The sequence below is a fragment of the Actinomadura sp. NBRC 104425 genome (assembly GCF_030269545.1).
GTDB lineage: Bacteria > Actinomycetota > Actinomycetes > Streptosporangiales > Streptosporangiaceae > Spirillospora > Spirillospora keratinilytica.
The window spans coordinates 262,820-285,727 of record NZ_BSTN01000003.1 but is presented as its reverse complement, the minus strand read 5'-3'; the positions used below and the strand labels follow the sequence as shown (position 1 = coordinate 285,727).

The window sequence follows — 22,908 nt, the reverse complement described above, 5'->3', positions numbered from 1 at the left end:
CCCGGGGCGGGTGAGATGTCCGCTCCGGGCAGATCCGGAGGTGCGGCGTGGAGGGGCTGGCCGAGCAGGCGCGGGCGCTCGCGGACGGTCAGGTGACGGCCAAGGAGCTGGTCGAGCGGTCGCTGGAGCGCATCGCGGAGCTGGACGGGCTCGGCGCCTTCCGGGTGGTGTGCGCCGAGGCGGCGCGGGAGGCGGCGGCCGACGCCGACCGGCGGCTGGCCGACGGGGAGCGGCTGCCGCTGCTGGGCGTCCCGGTGGCGATCAAGGACGATACCGACCTGGCGGGGGAGACGACCCCGTTCGGGGTGCCGGGCGACCACCGGCCCAAGACGGCCGACGCCGAGCCGGTGCGGCGGCTGAAGGCGGCCGGAGCGGTCATCGTGGGCAAGACGACGACGTGCGAGCTGGGGCTGTGGCCGTTCAGCGAGTCGCCTGGGTTCGGCTGCGCCCGCAACCCGTGGAACCCCGAGCACACGCCGGGCGGGTCGTCGGGCGGTTCGGCGGCGGCCGTGGCGGCGGGCATGGTCGCGGCGGCGGTGGGGTCGGACGGCGCGGGCTCGATCCGCATCCCGGCGGCGTGGACGGGCCTGGTGGGCATCAAGCCGCAGCGGGGCAGGGTGTCCGCTTTCCCGCACCGCGACCCCTTCAACGGGCTGACCGTCTGGGGTCCGCTGGCCAGGAGCGTCGAGGACGCCGCGCTGCTGCTGGACGTGCTGACCGGCAGCCGCCCCGAGGACGCCTACCGGCTCGACCCGCCGGTGACGCCGTTCGCGGAGGCGGCTCGGACCAGGCCGCGCAGGCTCAAGATCGCGGTGTCGTTCAAGACGGCGTTCGGGGTGGGCGGCCGGCTCGATCCGCAGATCCGGGCGGCGGTGGAGCGGATGGCCCGCAGGCTCACCGACCTGGGGCACAAGGTGTTCCCGGCCGACCCCGACTACGGGCCGGTGGTGCTGGGGCTGGTGCCGCGCGGCACCGCCGGGGTGGCGGACTGGCTGGACTCCCTTCCGGGGGCGAGGCCGGAGCCGCGCACCGCCATGGAGGCGCGGATCGGCAGGACGGTCGGCAGGCGGCTGCTTCCGCTGGCCAGGCGCATGGATCCGGGGCTGCGCAGGAGGATCGGCAGGATCTTCCAGTACGCGGATGTCGTGCTCACGCCCACGACCGCGCAGCTCCCGCTCAAGGTGGGGGCCTTCGACGGCGTCCCCTACCGCAGGACCCAGTCGGGGGTGGCCGCCGCCTGCCCCTACTGCTGGCCGTGGAACGTGCTGGGGTGGCCCGCGGTGAACGTGCCCGCGGGGCTGAGCCGGGAGGGGCTGCCGATCGGGGCGCAGCTGCTCGGGCACGACTCGGACGAGGCGACGCTCATCTCGCTGGCAGCCGAGCTGGAGGCCGTGGAGGGCTGGACGCGGCGGCGCCCGCAGGTCCTCAGTAGCCCGCACCGGTGAGCATCCCGCCGTCCACCAGGATCTCGCTGCCGGTGCAGTAGCTCGACTCGTCCGACGCCAGGTACACCAGCAGGCCGGTGACCTCCTTGCTCGAGCCGAGGCGGCCGAGCGGCAGCGCCTTCAGGAACGCCTCGGCACTGGCGGCGGTGGCGCTGACGACGTCGTCCTGCATCGACAGCGGCGTGACGATGCCGCCGGGGTGGATGGAGTTGACGCGGATGCCGTCCGGGCCGAGCTCGCGGGCGGCGGCCTTGGTGAGGCCGCGCACGCCGAACTTGCTCGCCGAGTAGGCGGCGAGCCCGGCGGCGCCGATGAAGCCCTCGGTGGACGACACGTTGACGATGGAGCCGCCGCCCGCGGCGCGCATGGCCGGCGTCACCGACTTGATGCCGAGCCACTGGCCGACGAGGTTGACGTCGAGGATGCGGCGGCACTCCTCCAGCGACATCTCCTCGATGGTCTTGTGCCGGATGATCCCGGCGTTGTTGACCAGCACGTCGAGCCGGCCGAAGGCGTCCACGGCGGTGCCGACGGCGGCCTGCCAGTCCTCCGGCGAGGTCACGTCCATGCGGACGAACCGGGCGGCGTCCGCGAGGTCGGCGGCGACTGCGGCGCCCTCCTCCGCCAGGACGTCGCCGAACACCACCTTGGCGCCCTCGGCGACGAAGCGCCGCACGTGCGCCTTGCCCATGCCGCGTGCGCCGCCGGTGATGAGCGCGACCTTGCCGTCAAGCCGTCCCATGCCTGCTCCTCGAGGAGAACGTCTTTCCCGCGGCCACCGCGGCGGCGGCGGCCTCCATGGTGCGGTACACCGGGATCCCGGCGCCGCGGGCGATGCGCCGGACGTCGTCCTCGACCCCTGGCGGCGCGCATTCGCCGTTGCGCAGCACCAGCGTGACGCGCGTGCCGGGCAGTTCCTCCTGGAGTGCGCCGAGCCTGCGCGCGTAGGCGAGCAGCGGGTCGGCGCCGGTGCCGAAGGTGACGAAGCTCTGCACGTTGACGTGCGCGACGACGTCGGTGAACGGGCGGTGCGCCAGGACCGCGGTGACGGCGCCGCGCACCAGGTCCGGGTCGGCCTGCGGGCCCACGGGGATCTCCAGGGGGTTGGCCAGGGAGCTGCCCGCGCCCAGGCCGAGGGCGCGCAGCGCGGCCTTCGCCTCGCCGGGGAGCGCGGCCAGGTCCAGCCCGGCGGCGTCGAACACGTCGGCGGCCAGGACGCCGGCGCCGCCGCTGGGGCCGACGACCAGCACGTCGCGGCCGGGGCCGACGTCGCGGGCCGCGTGCAGGTCGAAGAAGTCCAGGGCGCCGATGAGGTCGTCCTGGCCGGTGACGAGGGCGGTGCCGGTCTGGGCGGCCAGGGCCGACCAGATGCGGGCGTCGCCGACCATGCCGCCGGTGTGGGACGCGGCGGCCGTCCGCCCCTGGCGGCTGCGGCCCCCGACCAGCGCGACGACCGGCTTGCCGGTCTCGCGCAGCGCCTCGAACAGGCCGCGGCCGTCGCGCGGGTCCTCCAGGTAGAGGCCGATGACGGCGGTGCCGTCGTCGGCCGCCAGGTAGCGCAGCAGCTCGGCGGGCGTGACGTCGGCGCTGTTGCCGACCGTGGCGACCTTGGAGAACGCCAGCCCGCGCCGCTCGCCGACCCTGATCACCTCGCCCGCGAGCCCGCCGCTCTGCGAGACCAGCGCGATGCGCCCGGGGCGCCCCGGCTCGCCGCCGAGAAACGTCTGGCCGCCGGCCGGCGCGTACACGCCCATGCAATTGGGGCCGAGCAGCCGCACGCCCGCCGCGCGCGCCGCCGCCAGCAGGTCGGCCTCCAGGTCGGCGGCGCCCATCTCGCGGAACCCGCCGCTCATCACCTGCACGAACGGGATGCCGGCCGCCTGCCGCACCACGTCGGCGCAGCGCGGCGCGGGCACGGCCACCAGCGCGTAGTCGACGTCCGGGGCGGCGTCGGCCAGGGACGGGGCGCACGGCACGCCGTCGATCTCGCCGGCCGTGGGGTGCACCGCGAGCAGCCTGCCTTTGTAGCCCGCCGCCTTGTAGAAGCCGAGGAACATGTTGCCGAACCCGGGTTTCTTGGTGGACGCGCCCACCACCGCGATGCCGCGCGGCGCGAACAGCCGGTCGAAGCTCGACGCGGCGCGCGGCCGCCTGCGGGCCGCGGGGCGGCAGCCCGTGGGCAGCGTGTCGGCGCCCAGAAGGCGGGCGTCCACGGCGACCGCGCCGTGCGGGCCGCAGATCACCGGGTTCAGCTCGAAGTCGGTGAACCCGTCGCCGAGCCGGTCGACGATCCCGCCGGGGCTGCCGACGGCCAGCATCACCCGCACCAGCGCGTCCCGGTCGACGCCCGGCCGGCCGCGCGAGCCGCGCAGCAGGGCGGCGCCGCGCAGCTCGTCCAGCATGGCGTGCGCGTCCGCCTCGGTCACCGGGCACAGCCGCAGCGCCGTGTCTGCCAGCGCCTCCGTCCACACGCCGCCCAGCCCGACCAGCAGCACCGGCCCGAACGCGGGGTCGCGGACGGCGCCGACGATGACCTCCACGCCCGGCGCGGCCTGCTCCTCCACCAGGAAGCCGTCCGGGGTGACGCCCAGGGCCGCCAGGGCGGTGCGCATCTCGGCGGCGGCGTCGCGGGCGGCCTGCGGCGACCCGAGCCCCAGGCGGACGGCGCCGGCGTCGCTCTTGTGCACCAGGCCGGGCCCGTACGCCTTCACCACCAGCGGGCCGGTCAGGTCGTGCGCGGCCGCGGCCACGCCGTCGGGGGACGGGGCGGCCGCGCCGCGCGGCACGGTCACCCCGAACCCCCGGATCCACGCCTTGACCTCGTGCTCGGGAACCGACGTCATCGGGCCGTCCACCGGACGCGGTCGGCGTACCGGTCGCGGATGCCGCGCCGCAGCAGCTTGCCCGGCCCGCCCGACGCGTCCTGCGTGTGCGGCAGCTCGTCGGCGACCACGACGGCGTCGGGGGCCCGGTGGGCGGGCAGCCGTTCGGCGAGCGCGGCGCGCACCGCGTCGGCGTCCAGCGCCGCCCCCGCCCTCGGGACGACGGCCAGCAGGATCTTCTGCTCGACCGCGTCGCCGCCCTCCGGATGCGCGGGCACCCCGACCGCGCCGGCCTCGGCCACGCCGTCCAGCCCGATCGCGGCCTCCTCGATCTGCGCGGGCTGGGTCCACCGGCCGCCCTTGAGGATGGAGTCCTCCCGGCGGCCCAGCACGTACAGGAACCCGTCGGCGTCCATGCGGCCCAGGTCGCCGCCCACGTACCAGCCGTCGCGCAGCACCTCGGCGGTCTTGTCGGGCTGCCCGTCGTAGCCGGCCATCAGGTTGGGGCCGGACAGGTTGATCTCGCCGACCTCGCCGACCACCCGCCGCCCGGACGGGTCGGTGACGCGCACCGCGCAGGACATGCGGGCCCGGCCCACCGAGGAGATGTCCTGGCTGCCGTCGTCCTGGCGGCCGATGCAGGTGTAGGGCGCCTCGGTCTGCCCGTAGTAGCTGTAGATCGCCGCGTCCGGCAGCCGCCGCATGATGCGTTCGCGCAGGCCCGACAGCAGCGGCTCGCCGCCCAGCACGATCGCCCGCAGCGACGACAGGTCGGCGTCGCGGTGCTCGTCGGAGCCGAGCAGCGCCGCAAAGAAGCTGGGGATCAGGCTGACGTGGGTGACCTTCTCGCGCGGCACCACCTTGAGGAAGTTGGCCGGGCCCCAGTCCTGCTCCAGCACCAGCTTCATGCCCGCGTAGAACGCCGGGCCGACCAGCGCGGGGAAGCCGATGCCCCAGATGATCGCGCCGGTGCCCATCACCGAGTCCCGGTCGTGGCCGACGTCCAGCCAGATCTGCGCGGACGCCAGCGAGCTGAAGTGGGTGTGCATGACGGCCTTGGGCAGGCCGGTCGTGCCGGAGGTGTAGAACAGCGCGAGCAGGTCGTCGCCGAACCCGCCGAGCGGCGGCTCGGCCTCGCTCGCCCCGGCGGCCAGCGCGTCCAGATCGACGGCCTCGGCGCCCGGCCCGCCGACGCGCAGCCACAGCTTCACGCCCGGCAGCTCGGGCCGGATGGCGGCCACCGTGTCCTCCACCGTGGCGTCGTACACGAACGCCGTGCACTCCGAGCGCTCCACCACCTGCCGCAGGGTGTCGGCGGGCCAGTACGGGTTGAGCGCGGCGACGACCGACCCGATCTTCATCTGCGCCAGGTAGACCTCGGCGACGTGCAGGGTCTCGTTCATCAGCGACGCCACCCGCATGCCGGGCGCCACCCCGGCCGCCAGCAGCGCGTGCGCCACCCGGTTGACCCTGCGGTTGAGCTGGTCGTAGGTGAAGCTCTGCTCGCCGCAGTACGTCAGCGCCACCTTGTCGGGGGTGCGCCGGGCGTTCGCGGTGAGGATGGCGTAGGCGTAGTTGCTGAAGGGGGAGTTCTCTCGCGCCACGGCTCGGCTCCTTCGGCTCCGGCTCTGGGGGTGGGGTCGCGGACGGTGGCGGGGGACGTGCCTTCGAGAACGGGGACCTGTCGGATGCTCAGGTGCGGGGCGCGTACAGGACGAACGCGTTGCCGGCCGGATCGCGCAGCACGGCGCGGGTCTCGTGCGGCCCCTCCTCGGGGCCGCGCACGATCTGCGCCCCGGCCGCGGTGAGCCGCTCCACCGCCGCGGCCACGTCGTCGACCTTGAACGACGCCGCGGGCACGCCGCCGGTCACGTCCTCGTCCGGCCCGGCGACCGCGAACGTGGTGCCGCCGCCGTCGAAGGCGGCGAACCGGCCGCCGTCGGTGAACTTCACGGCCAGGCCCAGGGCGTCGCGGTAGAAGCGGACCGCCTCGTCCACGTCCTCCGCGACGTACAGGACGTTTCCTACGCGCGGGCCTGTGCGCGTGCCTGTGCGCGTCATGCCGCCGGCCTCCAGTGGGGGATCGGGCCGAAGCCGTCGAGGTCGTCGAAGGTCACCTGGACCGGCATCCCGATCCGCACGTCCTCGGGAGGGCAGCCGGTGACGTCCCCGAACACCCGGGCGCCCTCCGGCAGGTCGATCCACGCGACGACGTACGGCGGGTCGAACCCGGGCAGGAAGGCGCGGTGCACGACGCTGAACGTGTGGACGTGGCCGCGTCCGGACACCGCCTCGTACGCCAGTTCGGCGGCACCGCAGAAGGGGCAGGACGGTTCGGGGAAGTGGACGAACCGCGCGCAGCCCCGGCAGCGCTGCAGCACCAGCTCGCCGCGCCGGCAGGCCGTCCAGTAGGGCTCGGTCAGCGGCGTCGGCACGGGGGAGGGGCGACGGTCCATCGCCAGCCAACCTAGCGCACGCTTGGTTTGCTAACAAGAGCGCCGAACCCCGTTCGCCCGGGGCGGCGGTCCCGGGTGAGGAGGCCGTGCGGCTCAGGAGGGCGGGGCCAGTGCGGCCAGCGCGTCGCGGGACAGCCGGTCGGCCCGGCGGGTGGTCTCCGGCAGGCGGTAGCGCGGGGTCAGCGCGAGGGCGTGGCGGCACGCGGTGTCCAGGTCGATGCGGTGCCCGACCGACACGAACACCGGCTTGACGCCGTCGCGGGTGCGCAGCACGCGCCCGACGGTCTCGCCGTCGTGCCGCACCGGGCTCGCGTCGCCGCGCCGCCCGCCCGGCGGGTCGTAGGCGCCGACGAACGGGGTCTTGGCGACGCCCATCGTCGGCAGCCCCGTCAGCACGCCCACATGGCAGGCCAGGCCGAACCGGCGCGGGTGGGCCAGCCCGTAGCCGTCGCACACCAGCAGGTCGGGCGTCACCGTCAGCCGCCGCAGCGCCTCCACCAGCGCGGGCAGCTCGCGGAACGCCAGCAGGCCCGGCACGTACGGGAACGCGGCCGTGCCGGTGACCACCGACTCCTCCACCACGTCCAGCGTCGCGGCGTCCAGCACGACCGCGGCGGCGGCGAGGCGGCCGCCCCGCCCGCTCCCGTCGCCCTCGTACGACACGTCCAGCCCGGCGATGAGGTGGGGCGCCTGCGGCCCCGGGTCGTCCAGGTCGAGCAGGGGGCGCAGCCGGCTTTGGATCTCCTCGGCCTCCTCGGCGGTGGCGGGCCGGCCGTGCAGGTCGCGTACCTCCATGCACGGGACGTTACCGCCCCCGTCTACCAAGCAAATGCTAGATTGATTCACGTGCCGATCGATCTCGCCGCACTGGCCGCCCCCGCCGACACCGCCGTGCTGGTCATGGAGATGCAGCGCGGCGTCGTCGGGGACCTGGCCCGCTTCCCCGACCTGGTCGAGGCGTGCGCCGAACGCGGGGTGACCGCGGCCGCCGCCCGCACCCTCACCGCCGCCCGCACCGCGGGGATCCGCGTCGTGCACTGCACCGCCGCGTTCCGCGCCGACCGCGCCGGCAGCCACACCGGCAACAGCCCGTTCATCCGCAACCTGCTGCGCGACCCCGCGCACATGCTGGAGGGCACGGGCGCGGTCGAGGTGCTGCCGGAGCTGCGCGACCCGGCCGATCTGGAGTCGCGCCGCTACCACGGGTTCTCCCCGTTCACCGGCACATCCCTGGACCAGACGCTGCGCGCCCTCGGCGTGCGCACGGTCGTCGCCCTCGGCGTGTCGCTCAACCTCGGCGTCCCCGGCCTGTGCCTGGAGGCGGTGAACCTCGGCTACCGGGTGGTCGTCGTCGCCGACGCGGTCGCCGGGACGCCCGCCGAGTACGGCGACGCCGTCATGGCCAACACCGTCGCCCTGCTCGCCGCCCGCGCCACCAGCGCCGACCTCGCCGCCGCCTGGAGGACCGCGTGAACGGACTGACCCTGGACGGACGCGTCGCGGTCGTCACCGGCGGCGCCGGGGGCATCGGCCGGGCCGTCTGCGCCGACCTGGCGTCCCTCGGCGCCCACGTCGTCGTCGCCGACCTCGACGGCGCCGCCGCCGAGGAGACCGCGCAGGCCGTCGGCGGCACCGCCCGCCGCGTCGACCTCGCCGACCCCGCCGACATCGACCGCTTCACGGCCGGGGTGGGCCGCGTCGACGTGCTCGTGCACAACGCCGGCATCAGCATCGTCGAGCCGTTCACCGACAGCGACCCCGCCCACTGGGACCTGATGTGGAAGGTGAACCTGCGCGCCCCCATGCAGCTCACCAAGGCCCTCCTGCCGGGCATGACCGAACGCGGCTGGGGCCGCCTGGTGTTCGTCTCCTCCGACGGGGCGCGCGCCGGCTCCGGCGGCGAGGGCGCCTACGCGGCCACCAAGGCGGGGCTGTTCGGCCTCGCCAAGACCCTCGCCAGGGAGGCCGCGCGCGGCGGCGTCACCAGCAACGTCGTCTGCCCCGGCCCGACCGACACCCCGATGGTGCGGGCGGTGTCCGACCGGCATCCCGGCCTGCTGGACAAGCTCGCCAAGCAGATCCCGCTGCGCCGCATCGGCCGCCCGGACGACGTCGCCGGGCTCGTCGCGTTCCTGTGCACCGACCGCGCCGGCTACATCACCGGCCAGACCGTGTCGGTCAGCGGCGGCATCACCATGCACTGAGGGGCGCCGGCAGCGATGGGCGCGGGCTCAGCCGAGACAGGAGTAGGCGGCCTCGACCAGGCGGGCGGCGCGCAGGTCGCCGACCAGGCCGTCGCCCATCAGGTTGGGCAGGTACGCCAGCGCCAGCCCGGCCTCGGCGTCGCCCAGCCCGATCGACCCGCCCGCGCCGCCGTGCCCGAACGCCGACGCGCGGGCGGCCGCCGGGACGCGGAACGAGGAGGCCGGACGCATGTAGCCGAGCCCGAACGCGGTCTCCTGCAGCATCGTCAGGTCGGGCCCCTGCACGCGCGTCCTGACGGCCTCGCGCAGCGTGCCGGGCCGCAGGATCCGCCCGGCCGCCAGGTCTCGGTAGAAGGCCGCCATGCCCGCCGCCGTCGTCATCATCCCCGCGCCCGGCCAGCCTGCGCGCAGCACCACCGGGTTGTTGAAGCCGCCCTTGCCGGGGTGCGGGTTGTTGACCGCCCGGTTGAGCCGGCTTGCTGGGTCGGCGGCCGCTTTCGCCAGCCGCTCCAGCAGCGCGGCGTCCGGGGCCGGGCCGTCCGCCGTCCGCCGCCCGCCGTCCGAAGCCGGCACGCGCCGCCGCGCGGTCATCCTGGCGCCGCGCTCGATGACGTCGTCGGGGGCGCCGATCCACAGGTCCAGGTCCCCGGCGAACTCCTCCTTCACGAACGCGCCGACCGGCCGCCCCGACAGCCGCCGGACGATCTCGCCGGCGAGCCACCCGTACGTCAGCGCGTGGTAGCCGTGGCCCTCGCCCGGAGTCCACTCGGGCTCCTGCGCCGCCAGCTCTGCCGCCATCGCGGCCGGGTCCGCGGCCTCCTCGGCGGTGACCGGACGCGCGAACGCCGGCAGGCCCGCCTGGTGGGACAGCAGGTGCGCCGCCGTCGTGCCCTCCTTGCCGTGCGCGCCGAACTCCGGCCACCACGCCGTCACCGGGCCGTCGACGTCGTAGGCGCCGCGCTCGGCCAGCAGCAGGGCCGCCGTGGCGGTCAGCGCCTTGGTGCAGGAGAACGCGAAGCACGGGGTGTCGGCCCGCCACTCGCGCCCGGTGCGCCGGTCGGCCACACCGCCCCACAGGTCCACCACCTTGCGGTCGCCCGCGTACACCGCGACGGCGGCGCCCAGCTCCAGCCCGTCGGCGAAGTGCTGCTCGAAGACGTCCCGTACCGCTGCGAAGGCCGGATCGCACCGCCCCTGTACCGCCGTCTGCGCCACGTGCCCGCTCCGCTCCTCGAGGAAGGTCCTACCGGATGTCTCACCGAATGACGTTCGAACAGTATGGCAACTGGGGTCGCTGGGGAACCGGCGACGAGCGCGGCACCCTCAACCTGCTGACCCCCGAGGCGGTCGTCGCGGCGGCCCGGTGCGTGCGCGAGGGGCGCGTGGTGAGCCTGGCGATGCCGATCCGCGGCGCCACCTCCTCGCCCGCGCCCACGACCGTCCCGCACCTGCGGGGCAGGCCGCTGCCGCAGCACTTCATGTCCGTCGACGGCGGCGACTACGCCGCGGGCGCGCGGGCGATCGGCGCGGGGCTGCGGATGGCCGACGACGCGCTGGTCGTCACGCCGCACGGCACCACCACGCACATGGACGCGCTGTGCCACATGTGGGCGGGCGACGAGCTGTACAACGGGCACCCGGCCGGGCGGGTGCGCTCCTACGGGGCGCAGCGGTGCGGCATCGACAAGGCCGGGCCGGTGGTGGCGCGGGGCGTGCTGTTCGACGTGGCGGGGCTGCGCGGCGTCCCGCACCTGGCGGCGGCCGACCGGATCGGCCCGGACGACCTGCAGGCGTGCCTGGACGCGTCCGGCGCCGACCTGCGCCCCGGGGACGTCGCCGTCGTCCGCACCGGCTGGCCGCTGACCTGGCAGGAGGAGGGCCCGGACGGCTACTGGGCCGGGCAGCCGGGCCTGAGCGCCGACGGCGGCCGCTGGCTGGCCGGACGCGACGTCGCCATGGTCGCCGCCGACAACGCCGCGATCGGCGGGCTCAACGAGCGCCAGCTCGCCGACGAGGACCTCGCCGACGACCTGCACATGATCCTGCTGTGGCGGCACGGCGTGCACCTGGCCGAGATGCTGTGGCTGGAGGAGCTGGCCGGAGCCGGCCGCGCCGAGTTCCTGTTCGTTGCGGCTCCGCTGCGCATCGAGGGCGGCACCGCCAGCCCCATCAACCCGATCGCCGTGCTGTGAGCCGTCCCCGGCCGCCGAGCCCCCGCCGTCCGGGCGCACCGGCCGACCGGACGGCGGGACGCGCAGGTCGGCGAGGTTTCCGGGGTTGACAATCCGCTATCCCTACCGGAATTATCTGAAATATGGCGCACGCACTGACCGTCCGGCGCGTGGTCGATCTGATGCGGCTGGACAGCACTCTCTGTAGCTGATCCTGCCCCGGCTTCCCTCCGTCTCTCCCTCCTCCTCCCCGTTCTCTTCCTCCGCGAGCCCCTGCCGCCCCATGCGCCCCGGCGTGTCCGCCCCCGGCGCCCCGTCGGCCTGCTCGCACGACCCGTGAAGGGCCACGTCAGCCATGTCGAAATCCGTCCTGCCCGCACTCCCCGGAAAAAGCCCCCGCCATCGCCTCAGACCGTTCGCCCGCGCCGCCCTCGCCGTGCTGCTGAGCCTGTCGCTGGGCCTGGCCGCCGCGTGCGGCGGGTCGGCCAACGCCGGGGGAGGCGGCACGGGCACCGTGATCAAACTGAAGGACCCCGGCAACGCGGGCGTGCTCGCCTACGCCAAGCGCGAGAAGATCCTGGAAGAGCGGCTGAAGGCCGTGGGCGCGCGGGTGGAGTGGGGCGGCTCCTACGCCTCGTTCACCGCGACCATCGACGCGGTGCGCTCCGGTTCGGTCAACGTGCTGGAAGGCGCGATCTCCCCGGCGGTCGGCTACCTCGCCAACGGCCGCGACCTGCGCGTCTTCGCCGTCACCGACCGCGTCACCGACAAGGCCGCACCGCAGGAGGACGGCCTGGTCGTCAAGCCGGACAGCCCCATCAGGTCGGTGCGCGACCTGGTCGGCAAGCGCGTCGCGGTCAACAAGGCCGGGCGCGGCGAGTACCTGCTGCTGCTCGCGCTCAAGGAGGCGGGCATCCCGGCCTCGCAGGTGCAGCGCGTCTACCTCAACCCGGTGCAGGGCGCGTCGGCGTTCTCCACCGGCAAGGTGGACGCCTGGTGGGCGATCGTCGACGCCTACCCCGAGGCGGTCGCCAAGGGCGCCCGGGTGCTGGTGCACGGCCGCGACCTGCCCGACCAGGACCTCAACATCTGGGCCGCCCGCACCGAACTGCTCCAGGCGAACCCGAAGGCCGTGCAGACCTTCCTGGACGTGCTGCGCGAGCTGACCGAGCAGGAGAAGCGCGACCCGGAGAAGTTCCAGAACGTCTTCCTCGACAAGGGCCCCACCGCGCTGTCCGGGGCGCGGCTGAACGACGCGCTCGCCTCCGCCCGCTACCAGAACGTGCCGCGCCCCGTCACCGACGCCGACGGCGAGCACGTCGCGGCGGTCGCCGGCCTGTTCCGCGAGCAGGGCGTGCTGCCGGGCGAGATCCGCCCCGAGGACGTGCTGTTCAAGCTGGGGGCGCAATGACCGTCGAGACCATCCCCGAAGAGCCAGGGGGCGTGCAGGGCCGGCGCCCAGTCGGCGGCGAGGCGGTGTCACCGGACACCGGGCGGCTGCGCCCACCCGCCTGGCTGGGCAGGCGGCGACGCCACCCGGCGGTGTCGCTTGCCGTCCGGCTTTCGGTCCCGCTGGCGCTGCTGGCCGCCTGGTGGTGGGGCTCGGCCACCGGACGCATCCCCCCGGACGTGCTGACCGGCCCCGGCGCGGTGCTGTCCGCCTTCAAGGAGCTGGTCTCCACCGGGCAACTCGCCGACTACGTGCTGGCCTCGGCGCGCCGCACGGGCCTGGGCGTACTGCTCGGCTGCGGCGCGGGACTGCTGCTCGGCGTGGCCGCCGGCCTGTCGGCCCTCGGCGAGGAGCTGATCGACCCGACCCTGCAGATGAAGCGGGCGGTGCCGTTCCTGGCCCTGGTGCCGCTGTTCATCTCCTGGTTCGGCGTCGGCGAGACGTTCAAGGTCGTGCTGATCGCGGTCGCCGCGTCCGCGCCCATGTACGCCTACACCTACCTCGGCGTCCGCGGCGTCGACCGCAAGGTGGTGGAGGCCGCCCGCGGCTTCGGGCTGCACGGCCCCCGCCTGGCCGCGTCGGTCGTCATCCCGTCCGCGCTGCCGAGCGTGCTGATGGCGCTGCGGATCAGCCTGTCGGTGTCGCTCACCGGCCTGATCGCCGCCGAGCAGCTCGGCGCCACCGAGGGCATCGGCTACCTGGTGACGCTCGCCCAGCAGTACTACCGCAACGACTACATGGTGCTGTGCATCCTGATCTACGCGCTGCTCGGGCTGCTCATCGACCTGGTGATCCGCGGCGCCGAACGGCTCGCCGCGCCCTGGCGGGGGCAGGTGGCGGTGCGATGAGCGGCCCCGGCGAGGTGGCCGTGCGGGTGCGCGGCCTGACCAAGCGGTTCGGCGCCGCGACCGTCCTGGACGGCATCGACCTGGACGTGCGGCGCGGCGAGTTCGTCGCCCTGCTCGGCCCGAGCGGCACCGGCAAGACCACGCTGCTGCGCCTGCTGGCCGGGCTGGAGCGGCCCGACGCGGGCACCGTGCTCACCGCGCCGCGCGTCACCACCGTCTACCAGGAGCCCCGGCTGGTGGTGGCCAAGCGCGTGCTGGCCAACGTCACGCTCGGGCTGCCGCGCTCGGCGCGCGAGCAGGGCCGCCGCGCCCTCGCCGAGGTCGGCCTGGCCGGCCGCGAACGCGACTGGCCCGCCACCCTGTCCGGCGGCGAGGCGCAGCGGGTGGCGCTGGCCCGCGCGCTCGTGCGCGACCTGGACGTGCTGCTGCTGGACGAGCCGTTCGCCGCCCTCGACGCCCTGACCCGGCTGCAGGCCCAGGACCTGGTGGCCGAGCTGTGCGCCCGGCACCGTCCGGCGGTCGTGCTGGTCACCCACGACGTGGACGAGGCGGTGCGGCTCGCCGACCGCGTCGCCGTGCTGCGCGACGGCGCGTTCGCCGTGGACCGCGCCATCGACCTGCCCCGTCCCCGCGACGCCCTGTCGGGCGCGGCCGACCCGGCGGTGCAGGAGCACCGACGCGAGCTGCTGACCCACCTGGGCGTCGCCCTGTCATCCCCGTGAGGAGCCGCCGCATGCCCACGCATGCCAGTCAAAGCGACATCGACAAGATCTGGTTCACCCGCTGCCCGGTGCCCACCGCCGGCGGCCTGGCCCACCGGCACGGGTGGTTGGCCGAGGCGTTCGCGCCGTACGGGCTGGAGGTGGGCGTCCTGCAGGACGCCGGACCCGACCTGGCCCGCCACCACTTCGACCACGACCTGCCGGGCCTGTTCCGCGAGGGCGGCAACGTCCCGGCGCTGGCCGCCCGCGCCGAGGGCGCGCCGACCCGGCTGATCGGGCTGACCTGGATCGAGGAATGGCAGTCGATCCTGGTGCGGCCCGGCTCGGGCATCCGCGGGCCGCAGGACCTGCGCGGCGCACGCGTCGCACTGCCCGGCTGGGCGCGGACGAGGGCGCAGAGCTTCCCGCGCGCGATGGCGCTGCACGGGATCAAGGGCGCGCTCGCCCAGGGCGGCCTCACCCTCGACGACGTGGCGTTCGTCGAGGTCGCCGCCGACATCTCGCCGTCGGTGGGACGCGACGCGCGCGACCGCCGGCTGTCGTGGCCCGGCCTGCAGGAGCTGGTGCGCGGCGAGGTGGACGCCGTCTACGCCAAGGGCGCCCGCGCCGCCGAGCAGGCCGCCGAGCTCGGCCTGGCCGTCGGCGTCGACCTGGACGCCCACCCCGACCCCGCGACCCGCGTCAACAACGGCACCCCGCGGCCGATCACCGTGCACGAGCGGCTGCTGGAGGAGCGGCCCGAACTGGTGACCGCGTTTCTCGCCCAGACGCTGCGCGCGGCCGACTGGGCCGCCGCGAACCTCGACGGCGTCCGCGAGATCCTCGCCGGGGAGACCCGGTCGGGCCGGGCCGGCGTGCACACCGCCTACCGCGACGGGTTCCACCGCACGCTGCGCCCCGACCTGTCGCCCGAACGCCTCGCCCTGCTCGAACGGCAGAAGAACTTCTTGCTGCTGCACGGCTTCCTCGCCGCCGACGTGGACGTGCACGCGTGGGCCGCACCCGAACCGCTGCGCCAGGCCACCGAAAGGAGGGCGGCATGACGACGCCCAGGTTCCTGCTCACCCTGCCGACGGTCGGCCCGTACGCCGACCCGGCGCCGCTGCCCCCGTTCGTCACCGACACCCGCGAGGACCGCTACGGGGCGTTCGACACGATCGCCGAGGTGGGGCGCGCCGCCGAGGTCACCGGCTTCGACGGCGTCGTCGCGCCCTTCGCGCACGACGCGGAGGAGGCGCTGATCGTGGTGGCCGGGCTGCTGCGCGCCAACCGCTGGCTGCACGGCGTCGCCGGCTTCCATCCCGGCGTCGGCACCCCGGTGTACGCGGCGAAGCTGTCGGCGTCGCTGCAGCGGTTCACCGGGGACCGGTTCGGCTGGTGGCCGGTCGTCGACCTGGACCCGGTGACGGCGCGCGCGCAGGGCGACTTCCTGGACGGCCCGGACCGGTACGCGCGCGCCGACGAGTTCCTGACGATCGCCAAGGGCGTGTGGGAGCACGAGGACTACACCTACGAGGGCCGGTTCTTCCAGGTGCTCGCGGGCGGCTTCCAGGGGCCGCTGGCGGGGCGGCGTTTCCCGCCCGTCCACCTGTCCGGTTCGTCGGAGGAGGCGCTCGAGCTGTCGGCCAAGCACGCCGACGTGCACATCTTCGACGCCACCGACGACATCGACGCGCTCATCGCCGACCTCGGCGCGCGCGCCGCCGCGCATGGCCGCACCGTCTCCTACGGGCTGCGGCTGACGGTCGTGGCGCGCGAGGACGAGGCGGAGGCGCGGGCCGTGCGGGGCGTCCCCGGGCACGCGCTCGCCGGGTCGTTCGAGCAGGTCGCCGACGAGCTGCGGCGCTACGTCGACCGGGGCGTCGGCACGTTCGTGCTGGACACCGAGCCGCACGTGGAGGAGACCTACCGGCTGGGCGAGCGGCTGCTGCCCCTGTTCGCTCAGGAACACGCCCGGCGACACGTCCAGGAGCACGCGAAATGACCACAGCGAGCCGCTCGATCGACATCTACTGGCGCATCGGCACGCACGGCGACCAGCGGTCGCTGCGCCGCCGCCTGGTGACCCGGGGCGACTGGTCGCCGGTCGTGCCGGGCAGCATCACCCCCGGGCTGCGCGGCGGCCGGCCCGACGGGTACACCCACCTGGACCACATGGCCGACGTGGCGCGCGCCACCGAGCTGTCGGGGTTCGTCGGCGGGCTGCTGCCGTCCTTCCCGTTCACCGACGACCCGTGGGCGGCGGCCGCGAGCCTGGCCCGGGAGACCACCACCTACCGGTTCATGATCGCGTTCCAGCCGGGGTTCCTGCACCCGGTGCAGGCCGCGCGGATGTCGGCGAGCCTGCAGCGCGCCACCGGCGGACGCGTCGTCTACAACATCATCTCCGGCGGCGGCGGGCCCGCCCAGCTGTGGTGGGGCGACAAGGTCGGGCACGACGACCGGTACGCCCGAACCTCCGAGTTCCTGGACGTGCTCAAGGGCGTGTGGGACGGCGGCCCGTTCAGCCACCGCGGCCGCTTCTACCGGGTCGAGGACGCGGGCCTGCCCGAGCGGCTGCGCGGGCAGCCGTTCCCCGAGATCTACTTCTCCGGGTCGTCGCGGGCGGCGATCGAGGCCGCCGGGCGGCACGCCGACTACTACCTGTCGTGGCTGGAGCCGTTCCCCGCGCTGGCCGCCAAGTTCGACCAGGTCCGCGAGCACAGCGCCGCGATCGGCCGGTCCCCGCGGTTCGCCGTGCGCATCGACGTGCTGGCCCGCGAGACCGAGGACGAGGCGTGGGAGGAGATCCGCCGCGGCTGGCGGCACGTCGACCCCGCGCTGCTGCAGGGACCCGAGGCCGGCGGCGACTCGGTGGGCTGGCTGCGCGGCCGGTCCTTCATCGACTGGCCGGTCCGCGAGTACCGCGAACTGGAGGCGAGCCCCAACGTGTGGGGCGGCTTCCACCTGCTGCGCGGCGGCCCGGCGTTCGGGCTGGTCGGCAGCTACGCGCAGGTCGCCGCCCGGCTCGACGAGCTGATCGCGCTGGGCGTGGACGCCTTCATCCTCGCCGGGGTGCCGCACCTGGAGGAGGCCCACCGGGTCGGCGAGCACGTCCTTCCGCTGCTGCGCGGCGGCCGCCCGGACGGCGGCGCGCACACTTCCGCCCCCACCGTTGAAACGAAAGGAAACCTCCGATGACCCGTGTCGGCTTCTTCCCCAACAACAACTCCCTGTGGGTGCTGCGGCACCGGGGCATCCTGGAGCGGTCGCTGCCGGACGTGGAGTGGGTGGACCTGCGGTCGCTGCCCGCCGGCGACCGCCCCGCCCCCACCGAGGGACTGCCGTCCGCGCACGGCGACCACCTGTTCGACGGCGGCTACGACTTCATCGGCACCGGATCGACACCGCCGGTCACCGCGCAGGGCAAGGGCCATGACATCGTCTACGTGGCGATCTCCGGGCCGCGCGTGGACAACGGGCGGCTCGTCGCATTGGCCGACTCCGGCATCCAGTCCCCGGCCGACCTGGCGGGCCGCAGGGTCGCGCTCGGCCACGGCTCCTGGCAGACGACGCTGCTGCTGTTCGCACTCGACCGGGCCGGGCTGACCTGGGCCGACATCGAGCCCGTGGATGCCGGGCCCGAGGGCGCGCAGCTGCTGCTGGACGGCAAGGTCGACGCCTGGACCGGCTACTACCCGCAGCTGGCCGCGCTGGAGCGCACGACGCAGCTGCGGACGCTGGTGGAGACCGACGGGCTGTTCAGCCACCGCTCGCTGTGGTTCACCCGGCGCGACTTCGCCGTGGACCACCGCGACGAGCTGGCCGCGATCGTCGCCGCGCTGCAGGAGTCGGACGCCTGGGTCCGGGAGAACCCCCGCGAGGCCGCCCGGCTGTTCGCCGCCGAGGACGGCACGGACCTGGACGAGTGGGAGCACGCCCTGCGCAACCGTCCGTTCGGGCTGCACCCGGTGTCCGACGAGTTCGTCGCCGAGCAGCAGCGCGCCGCCGACCTGCTCCACGCCAACGGGCTGCTGGACCGGAAGATCACCGTGGCGGACGCGGTGCTGCCGGAGCTGGCCGACCTGGTCACCGCCTCGGCGCGCTGACCATCCGGACCGCGGGAGGGGACGGCGGCGCGGCGTCCGTCCCCTCCCGCGCACCTCAGGCTCCGGGGTAGCCGCCGCCTCCGTAACGCCCGTCCAGCAGGTCGTAGTCGGGCGTGAAGCCCCTCTTGGGGATCTCGTCGGCGAACTCCACGTGCCGCGGCTTCTTGTACGAGGCGATCTGGCCGCGCACGTGCTCGATGAGCTCCTCGGGCGTGGCGGCGGCGCCGTCCCGGAGCACCACGACGGCCTTGGGGGACTGGCCGAACCGGTCGTCCGGCACCCCGATCACGGCGGCGTCGGCGACGGCCGGATGGGTCTTCAGGGCGCGCTCCACCTCGGCGGGGTAGATGTTCTCGTTCCCCGACTTGATCATGCGCAGTTTCGGGCCGATGAAGGTGATGGTGCCGTCGGGCTCGCGCCGCCCCAGGTCGCCGGTGTGGTGCCAGCCGCCCGCGGTCTTGGCCGCGTTCAATTCGGGGCGGTTCCAGTAGCCGGAGAACACGCTGTGGCCGCGCGCGCAGATCTCGCCGACCTCGCCCGGCGGGACCTCGGCGCCGGAGGCGTCCAGGATCCGCACCTGGGTCAGCGGCGACGGGCGCCCCGCCGGCCCCTGGCCGCCCATGCCGAGGCCGAGGAAGGTGAGCATGCCGCCGACCTCGGTCTGCCCGTAGCCGCCCATCTTCGACGCGCACCAGGGGCTGTCGTCCACGGTGATCATGTCGTCCCACTCCGGGGAGTGCGAGACGAAGCGCAGCGAGGACAGGTCGAAGCGCCGGTCCTTGTTGGCCTCGACCAGCCCGTCGATCATCGGGCCGAACAGGAAGGCCTGGGTGACCCGCTCGCGCTCGATGAGGCGGCAGACCTCGGTCGGCTCGTAGGCGGGGGTGAACACGACCGTGCCGCCGAGCTGGAAGGCGGCCAGCGTGAACATCATCGTGCCGACGTGGAACAGCGGGCCGCAGGCCAGGTAGGTGAACCCGTCCTCCATCTGCCGGACGTGCAGCAGCGACATGCTGTGCGCGATCAGCGCGGCGTCGCTGAGCAGGGCGGCGCTGGGACGCCCGTCGAACGCGGCGGTGTAGAGCGCCAGGACGGGGGAGTCGGCGGACGCCTCGGCGTCGGGGTCGATGGGGGCGCCCGCGGCGGCCCACGCCTCGTACTCGTCCTCCCCGCCCGGGCCGTCCTGTCCGCCCGAGCGCACCCAGCGCGCGTCCAGCGCGACCTGCCCGCGCGCCTTCTCCACCGCCTCCGACTCCTCCCACACGACCACCGCCGGGGCCAGGTCGGCGAGCACGTGGGCGAGCTCGTCGGCGGACTGCCGCCAGTTGGCCGGGCAGAAGATCGCCCCGAGCCGCGAGCAGGCCAGCAGCAGCTCCAGCACGCGGAAGGAGTTGCGCCCCAGCCACAGCACGCGGCCGCCCGCGGCGACTCCGTCGGCGGCCAGCGCGCCCGCCGCGCGGTTCACCCGCGCGTCCAGCTCGGGCCAGGTGAGCCGCACGTCGCCGTCGACCACGGCGGTGCCGAGCGGCCGGCCCCGCCGGTGCTCGCCGAGAACGTCCCCGAGTGTGAGCCGGTGTACGACGGACATCGCGCCTCCTGCGTGTGACGGAAACCGGGGGGGCGGGGAGGGCCGCGGCGCGGTCGCTCGCTCAGCGGAAGGCGGGCATGACCTCCGCGGCGAAGAACTTCAGGACCTTCTTCATCTCCTCGACGGGCATCGGCCGCGTCGAGCCGAAGTCGCACATCAGGTGGGAGTAGCCCATCTGCTGGATCATCTTGATCTGGCCGATGACCCGCTCCGGGTCGCCGATCACCTCCAGCTGCTCCCAGCGGAACTCGCTGTCCACCGAGCCGCCCTTGAGGTAGCGGTTCTGGTAGTACTCGAAGCCCTTGGCGGCCTCGCCGGTGCGCGCGTCGATGGGGGCGCTCTGCGCGTTGAAGATGCGCGAGCGGTCGAAGGCGGCCTCGAACCGGGCCTGGTCCGCTCTGGCCTGCTCGATGGTCGGCGCGACGTACACGATGCGGCTGGCCACCAGCTCGGCGCCCGCGGTGTCCACGCCGTTGGCGGCGGCGACGGCGTGCCAGGTCTCCGCCGCCTTGGCGATCTTGCGGAACGGGGCGGCCGGGTCGGCCAGGATCGGCAGGCCGCGGGCGGCGTAGATCTCCACGGTCTCGGGACTGATCGCCGCCACGTGCAGCGGCGGATGCGGTTTCTGCAGCGGACGCGGTGTCAGTGTGAGCGGACGGCCGGTGCCGTAGTAGCGGCCCTTGTACTCGTAGCCGTCCTGCGTCCACAGGCCGACCACCATGTCGAGGCACTCGTTGAACCGGACCCGGGCCTCGCCGAGGTCCAGCCCGAAGTTCTCGAACTCGACGCTCTGGTAGCCGCGGCCCACCCCGAGCTCCAGGCGCCCGCCCGACAGCAGGTCCACCATCGCGGCCTCCTCGGCCACGTGGATCGGGTTGTGCAGGGGCAGCACGACGACGCCGGTGCCCAGCCGCAGCCGCTCGGTGCGGGCCGCCAGGTGGGCAAGCATCGTGAAGATGTCGGGCACCACCCCGTAGTCACGGAAGTGGTGCTCGGCGACCCACACCCCGTCGAAGCCGAGCTCCTCCAAAAGCTCGATCACCTCGATCTGGTAGTCGTACACCTCGCGCGCGCTCTGGCCCGCGTTCTGGTGGAACAGGTGGAAGGTCGAGAACTTCATCGGGCGGTCGGCCACGTCTACGGCTCCTTCTTCACCGGGCCCGGCGGGGGCGCCCCGGCGTCCGCCGGGGCGGGACAACGCCGGATCCCATCATTACGTACCAAGCGCTCGCTTGGGAAGCCTAGCAGGCCATGACCCCGGCCAGGCGGCGTTGCCGGCGGCGCGGCGGCGTTCGCTCCCCGCCGTGCCGGTCAGGGACGCTGCGGCAGGCCGGCCGTATCGGGCAGCGGCTCCTCGGCCGCGGGCACCGGCCGGGGCCGGCCGAACTCCAGCGTCAGCAGCGCCGCAGCCACCCGGGCGATGTCCCACCAGGACCGGAAGACGATGCTGCGCGGCCGGTACGCGGGCCGGAACTTGCGGTCGAACAGGTACAGCGACTCCACCGCGATCCACGGGTCGAGCAGGTGCAGCGCCCGGTATCCGGCGCGCTCGGCCGGGCCGCGCTCGGCGGACTCCAGCAGCTCGCGGAACGCCGCGAAGTTCAGCGACACCGTCGCCACGCCGTGCCGCCGCGCGTACTCGACGACCTCCACGATCAGCCGTTCGTTGACCCCGTTGGGCCCGCCCGGCGCCCGCCGCATCGCGTCCAGGCTGATGCCCGACCCGGCGACCACGTACCGCTGGAACGCGACCGGCTCTCCGGCGCGGTCGTGGGCGACGGCGATCAGCGCGCCCGCGTGGTACCCGGTCAGCAGCTCGTCCAGGTTCATGGAGAAGCCGCGCTCGGACGCCCCGCCCAGCGAGCGCGCCGCGATCCGCCGCAGCGCCCCGCGCAGCTCGGGCGCCAGCTCGCCCTCGCGCAGGATCCGCACGGTCACGCCCGCGTTGCGGGTGCGCCGGACGGCCTGCCGGACGTTGCGCATCCGCCGCCCCTCAAGGGAGAACCCGCCGGTGCGGATGACCACCTCGTCGCCGAAGCCGAACGAGCGCAGGGGCGCCCACAGCGGCACCAGGTCGGCGCCCGCGCCCAGCACGGCGGGCCGCCACCCGGCGCGGCGGCACATCTCCAGGAACCGCGCGACCGCGGCCCGGTGCGACGCCGGATCGCCCACCGGGTCGCCGCCCGCCACCGCGACGCCGAACAGCACGCGGTAGCCGATCGCGGCCCGGCCGTCCGGGCTGAACACGTACGACTTGTCGCGGCGCAGCGCGAACGGGGCCAGGGTGTCGGACGCCGGGTGCGCGACGAGCCGGGCGACGCGGCGCCGCTCGTCCTCGTCCCCCGGCGGCGGCGCAGGGTCGGGCGCGAGCAGCGTGGTCAGGACGAGCAGCAGCCCGGCCCCGCCCGCCAGGGCCAGCACCCCCGGCAGCCACGACGCCCCGTCCAGCGGCGCCCCCATGGCGCCCAGGCCGAACGCCACGTCGTGGCCCACCGACCGCACCGACACCCCGCCGACCAGCACCGCCCCCGCCGCCGAGGCGACCACCAGCACCGCGCCGGTGCGCACCGCCGCACGCACCCGCTCGGGATGCGGGCGGACCGCAAAGCCGTCGCGCAGCCGCCACAGCACCGCCGCGGCCGCGGCGAGCAGCGGCAGCCGCCAGGGCGGGTCCTCGCCCGCCGCGACGGCCAGCGCGCCCGCCGCCACCAGGACCAGCAGCCCGTACCAGGCGGCGCGGCGGCGCAGCAGCACGCCGCGCGCCAGCAGGACGACGGCCGCGGCGAGCACCAAGGCGTGCGGCGGCGCCAGCGGATTGCCCGTCACCAGCACCGAGAGCGTGACGACGGCGTGCGGGGCGCCGCCCAGCGCGGGCACCGCGAGCAGCGCGGCGACGGCCGCGGTGACCGCGGCCGGTGCCCGCAGGGACCCCTCCGGCCGGGTGCGTTCCACGATCGACACCTCCGCCGAACCGCAACCATGGTCTCCGGAAGCTCATTCCCCGGTCCGGTCGTCCGGCATAGCCGAGCAAGCGCTTGTCTAGAAGTCCGGTTCGGGTTAGCTTCCCCCAGAGGGCCGCGCGCATCCAGGGCCGCGCGGGCCGCCGGGACGCCG

The 22,908-nt window shown here is 74.9% G+C and carries 21 protein-coding genes; 11 read left to right on the top strand and 10 right to left on the bottom strand.

Annotated features, from left to right (window positions below):
- Positions 1 to 47: 47 nt before the first annotated feature.
- The gene (locus tag QSK22_RS07110; RefSeq protein ID WP_285493185.1) at positions 48 to 1,445 is read left to right on the top strand and encodes an amidase; all 1,398 of its coding nucleotides are present in this window, start codon (positions 48 to 50) and stop codon (positions 1,443 to 1,445) included.
- On the opposite strand, the gene QSK22_RS07105 is transcribed toward QSK22_RS07110, so the two are convergent.
- The 6 genes from QSK22_RS07105 to nfi form a co-directional block, all read right to left on the bottom strand.
- Entirely contained in the window at positions 1,426 to 2,187 is a 762-nt protein-coding gene (locus QSK22_RS07105; RefSeq protein ID WP_285493184.1) for a glucose 1-dehydrogenase, read from the bottom strand. The two genes, QSK22_RS07110 and QSK22_RS07105, sit on opposite strands and share 20 nt — an antisense overlap.
- A complete protein-coding gene (locus QSK22_RS07100; RefSeq protein ID WP_285493182.1) occupies positions 2,174 to 4,288 on the bottom strand; it encodes an acetate--CoA ligase family protein in 2,115 nt (704 codons plus the stop codon). The genes QSK22_RS07105 and QSK22_RS07100 overlap by 14 nt, the downstream gene beginning before the upstream one ends.
- Positions 4,285 to 5,871 carry a class I adenylate-forming enzyme family protein gene (locus QSK22_RS07095; protein ID WP_285493181.1) on the bottom strand — a complete coding sequence of 529 codons (1,587 nt, stop codon included), beginning with the start codon at positions 5,869 to 5,871 and terminating at the stop codon, positions 4,285 to 4,287. The genes QSK22_RS07100 and QSK22_RS07095 overlap by 4 nt, the downstream gene beginning before the upstream one ends.
- Positions 5,872 to 5,959: 88 nt before the next feature.
- Entirely contained in the window at positions 5,960 to 6,328 is a 369-nt protein-coding gene (locus QSK22_RS07090; RefSeq protein WP_285493180.1) for a VOC family protein, read from the bottom strand.
- Positions 6,325 to 6,723 carry a Zn-ribbon domain-containing OB-fold protein gene (locus QSK22_RS07085; RefSeq protein ID WP_285493179.1) on the bottom strand — a complete coding sequence of 133 codons (399 nt, stop codon included), beginning with the start codon at positions 6,721 to 6,723 and terminating at the stop codon, positions 6,325 to 6,327. Before QSK22_RS07085 ends, QSK22_RS07090 begins: the two co-directional genes overlap by 4 nt.
- Positions 6,724 to 6,816: 93 nt before the next feature.
- The gene (gene nfi / locus QSK22_RS07080) at positions 6,817 to 7,518 is read right to left on the bottom strand and encodes a deoxyribonuclease V (protein ID WP_285493178.1); all 702 of its coding nucleotides are present in this window, start codon (positions 7,516 to 7,518) and stop codon (positions 6,817 to 6,819) included.
- Between the two features lie 51 nt (positions 7,519 to 7,569).
- On the opposite strand from nfi, the gene QSK22_RS07075 reads away from it, so the two are divergent.
- Both QSK22_RS07075 and QSK22_RS07070 read left to right on the top strand, forming a co-directional pair.
- Positions 7,570 to 8,196 (top strand): isochorismatase family protein, encoded by a 627-nt coding sequence (locus QSK22_RS07075; protein ID WP_285493177.1) that lies wholly within the window; start codon positions 7,570 to 7,572, stop codon positions 8,194 to 8,196.
- A complete protein-coding gene (locus QSK22_RS07070; RefSeq protein WP_285493176.1) occupies positions 8,193 to 8,927 on the top strand; it encodes an SDR family NAD(P)-dependent oxidoreductase in 735 nt (244 codons plus the stop codon). Before QSK22_RS07075 ends, QSK22_RS07070 begins: the two co-directional genes overlap by 4 nt.
- Positions 8,928 to 8,954: 27 nt before the next feature.
- Here QSK22_RS07070 and QSK22_RS07065 read toward each other — a convergent pair whose 3' ends face one another.
- On the bottom strand, positions 8,955 to 10,142 hold the full coding sequence (locus tag QSK22_RS07065) for a serine hydrolase domain-containing protein (protein WP_285493175.1): 1,188 nt from the start codon (positions 10,140 to 10,142) through the stop codon (positions 8,955 to 8,957).
- Between the two features lie 47 nt (positions 10,143 to 10,189).
- Between QSK22_RS07065 and QSK22_RS07060 the strand changes: the two genes are divergently transcribed.
- From QSK22_RS07060 to QSK22_RS07025, 8 genes are all read left to right on the top strand, one after another.
- Positions 10,190 to 11,119 carry a cyclase family protein gene (locus tag QSK22_RS07060; RefSeq protein WP_285493174.1) on the top strand — a complete coding sequence of 310 codons (930 nt, stop codon included), beginning with the start codon at positions 10,190 to 10,192 and terminating at the stop codon, positions 11,117 to 11,119.
- Between the two features lie 334 nt (positions 11,120 to 11,453).
- Positions 11,454 to 12,509 (top strand): ABC transporter substrate-binding protein, encoded by a 1,056-nt coding sequence (locus QSK22_RS07055; RefSeq protein WP_285493173.1) that lies wholly within the window; start codon positions 11,454 to 11,456, stop codon positions 12,507 to 12,509.
- Positions 12,506 to 13,396, top strand: coding sequence for an ABC transporter permease (locus tag QSK22_RS07050; RefSeq protein ID WP_285493172.1), 891 nt, complete (start codon positions 12,506 to 12,508; stop codon positions 13,394 to 13,396). The genes QSK22_RS07055 and QSK22_RS07050 overlap by 4 nt, the downstream gene beginning before the upstream one ends.
- Positions 13,393 to 14,118 (top strand): ABC transporter ATP-binding protein, encoded by a 726-nt coding sequence (locus tag QSK22_RS07045; RefSeq protein ID WP_285493171.1) that lies wholly within the window; start codon positions 13,393 to 13,395, stop codon positions 14,116 to 14,118. The genes QSK22_RS07050 and QSK22_RS07045 overlap by 4 nt, the downstream gene beginning before the upstream one ends.
- Before the next feature lie 11 nt (positions 14,119 to 14,129).
- The gene (locus tag QSK22_RS07040) at positions 14,130 to 15,161 is read left to right on the top strand and encodes an ABC transporter substrate-binding protein (RefSeq protein WP_285493170.1); all 1,032 of its coding nucleotides are present in this window, start codon (positions 14,130 to 14,132) and stop codon (positions 15,159 to 15,161) included.
- Positions 15,158 to 16,102, top strand: coding sequence for an LLM class flavin-dependent oxidoreductase (locus QSK22_RS07035; RefSeq protein ID WP_285493169.1), 945 nt, complete (start codon positions 15,158 to 15,160; stop codon positions 16,100 to 16,102). Before QSK22_RS07040 ends, QSK22_RS07035 begins: the two co-directional genes overlap by 4 nt.
- Positions 16,099 to 17,298 (top strand): LLM class flavin-dependent oxidoreductase, encoded by a 1,200-nt coding sequence (locus QSK22_RS07030; RefSeq protein WP_285493168.1) that lies wholly within the window; start codon positions 16,099 to 16,101, stop codon positions 17,296 to 17,298. Before QSK22_RS07035 ends, QSK22_RS07030 begins: the two co-directional genes overlap by 4 nt.
- Complete coding sequence (locus QSK22_RS07025; protein WP_285493167.1) at positions 17,295 to 18,206, top strand: ABC transporter substrate-binding protein; 912 nt, start codon at positions 17,295 to 17,297, stop codon at positions 18,204 to 18,206. The genes QSK22_RS07030 and QSK22_RS07025 overlap by 4 nt, the downstream gene beginning before the upstream one ends.
- Before the next feature lie 55 nt (positions 18,207 to 18,261).
- Here QSK22_RS07025 and QSK22_RS07020 read toward each other — a convergent pair whose 3' ends face one another.
- The 3 genes from QSK22_RS07020 to QSK22_RS07010 all read right to left on the bottom strand — a co-directional run bounded on the left by QSK22_RS07020 (position 18,262) and on the right by QSK22_RS07010 (position 22,746).
- Positions 18,262 to 19,794 carry an AMP-binding protein gene (locus QSK22_RS07020; protein ID WP_285493166.1) on the bottom strand — a complete coding sequence of 511 codons (1,533 nt, stop codon included), beginning with the start codon at positions 19,792 to 19,794 and terminating at the stop codon, positions 18,262 to 18,264.
- 61 nt (positions 19,795 to 19,855) lie between these two features.
- Positions 19,856 to 20,914: an LLM class flavin-dependent oxidoreductase gene (locus tag QSK22_RS07015; protein ID WP_285493327.1), complete on the bottom strand. Its 1,059-nt coding sequence runs from the start codon at positions 20,912 to 20,914 to the stop codon at positions 19,856 to 19,858.
- Positions 20,915 to 21,105: 191 nt separating this feature from the next.
- On the bottom strand, positions 21,106 to 22,746 hold the full coding sequence (locus tag QSK22_RS07010; RefSeq protein ID WP_285493165.1) for a bifunctional lysylphosphatidylglycerol flippase/synthetase MprF: 1,641 nt from the start codon (positions 22,744 to 22,746) through the stop codon (positions 21,106 to 21,108).
- Between the last annotated feature and the right edge of the window lie 162 nt (positions 22,747 to 22,908).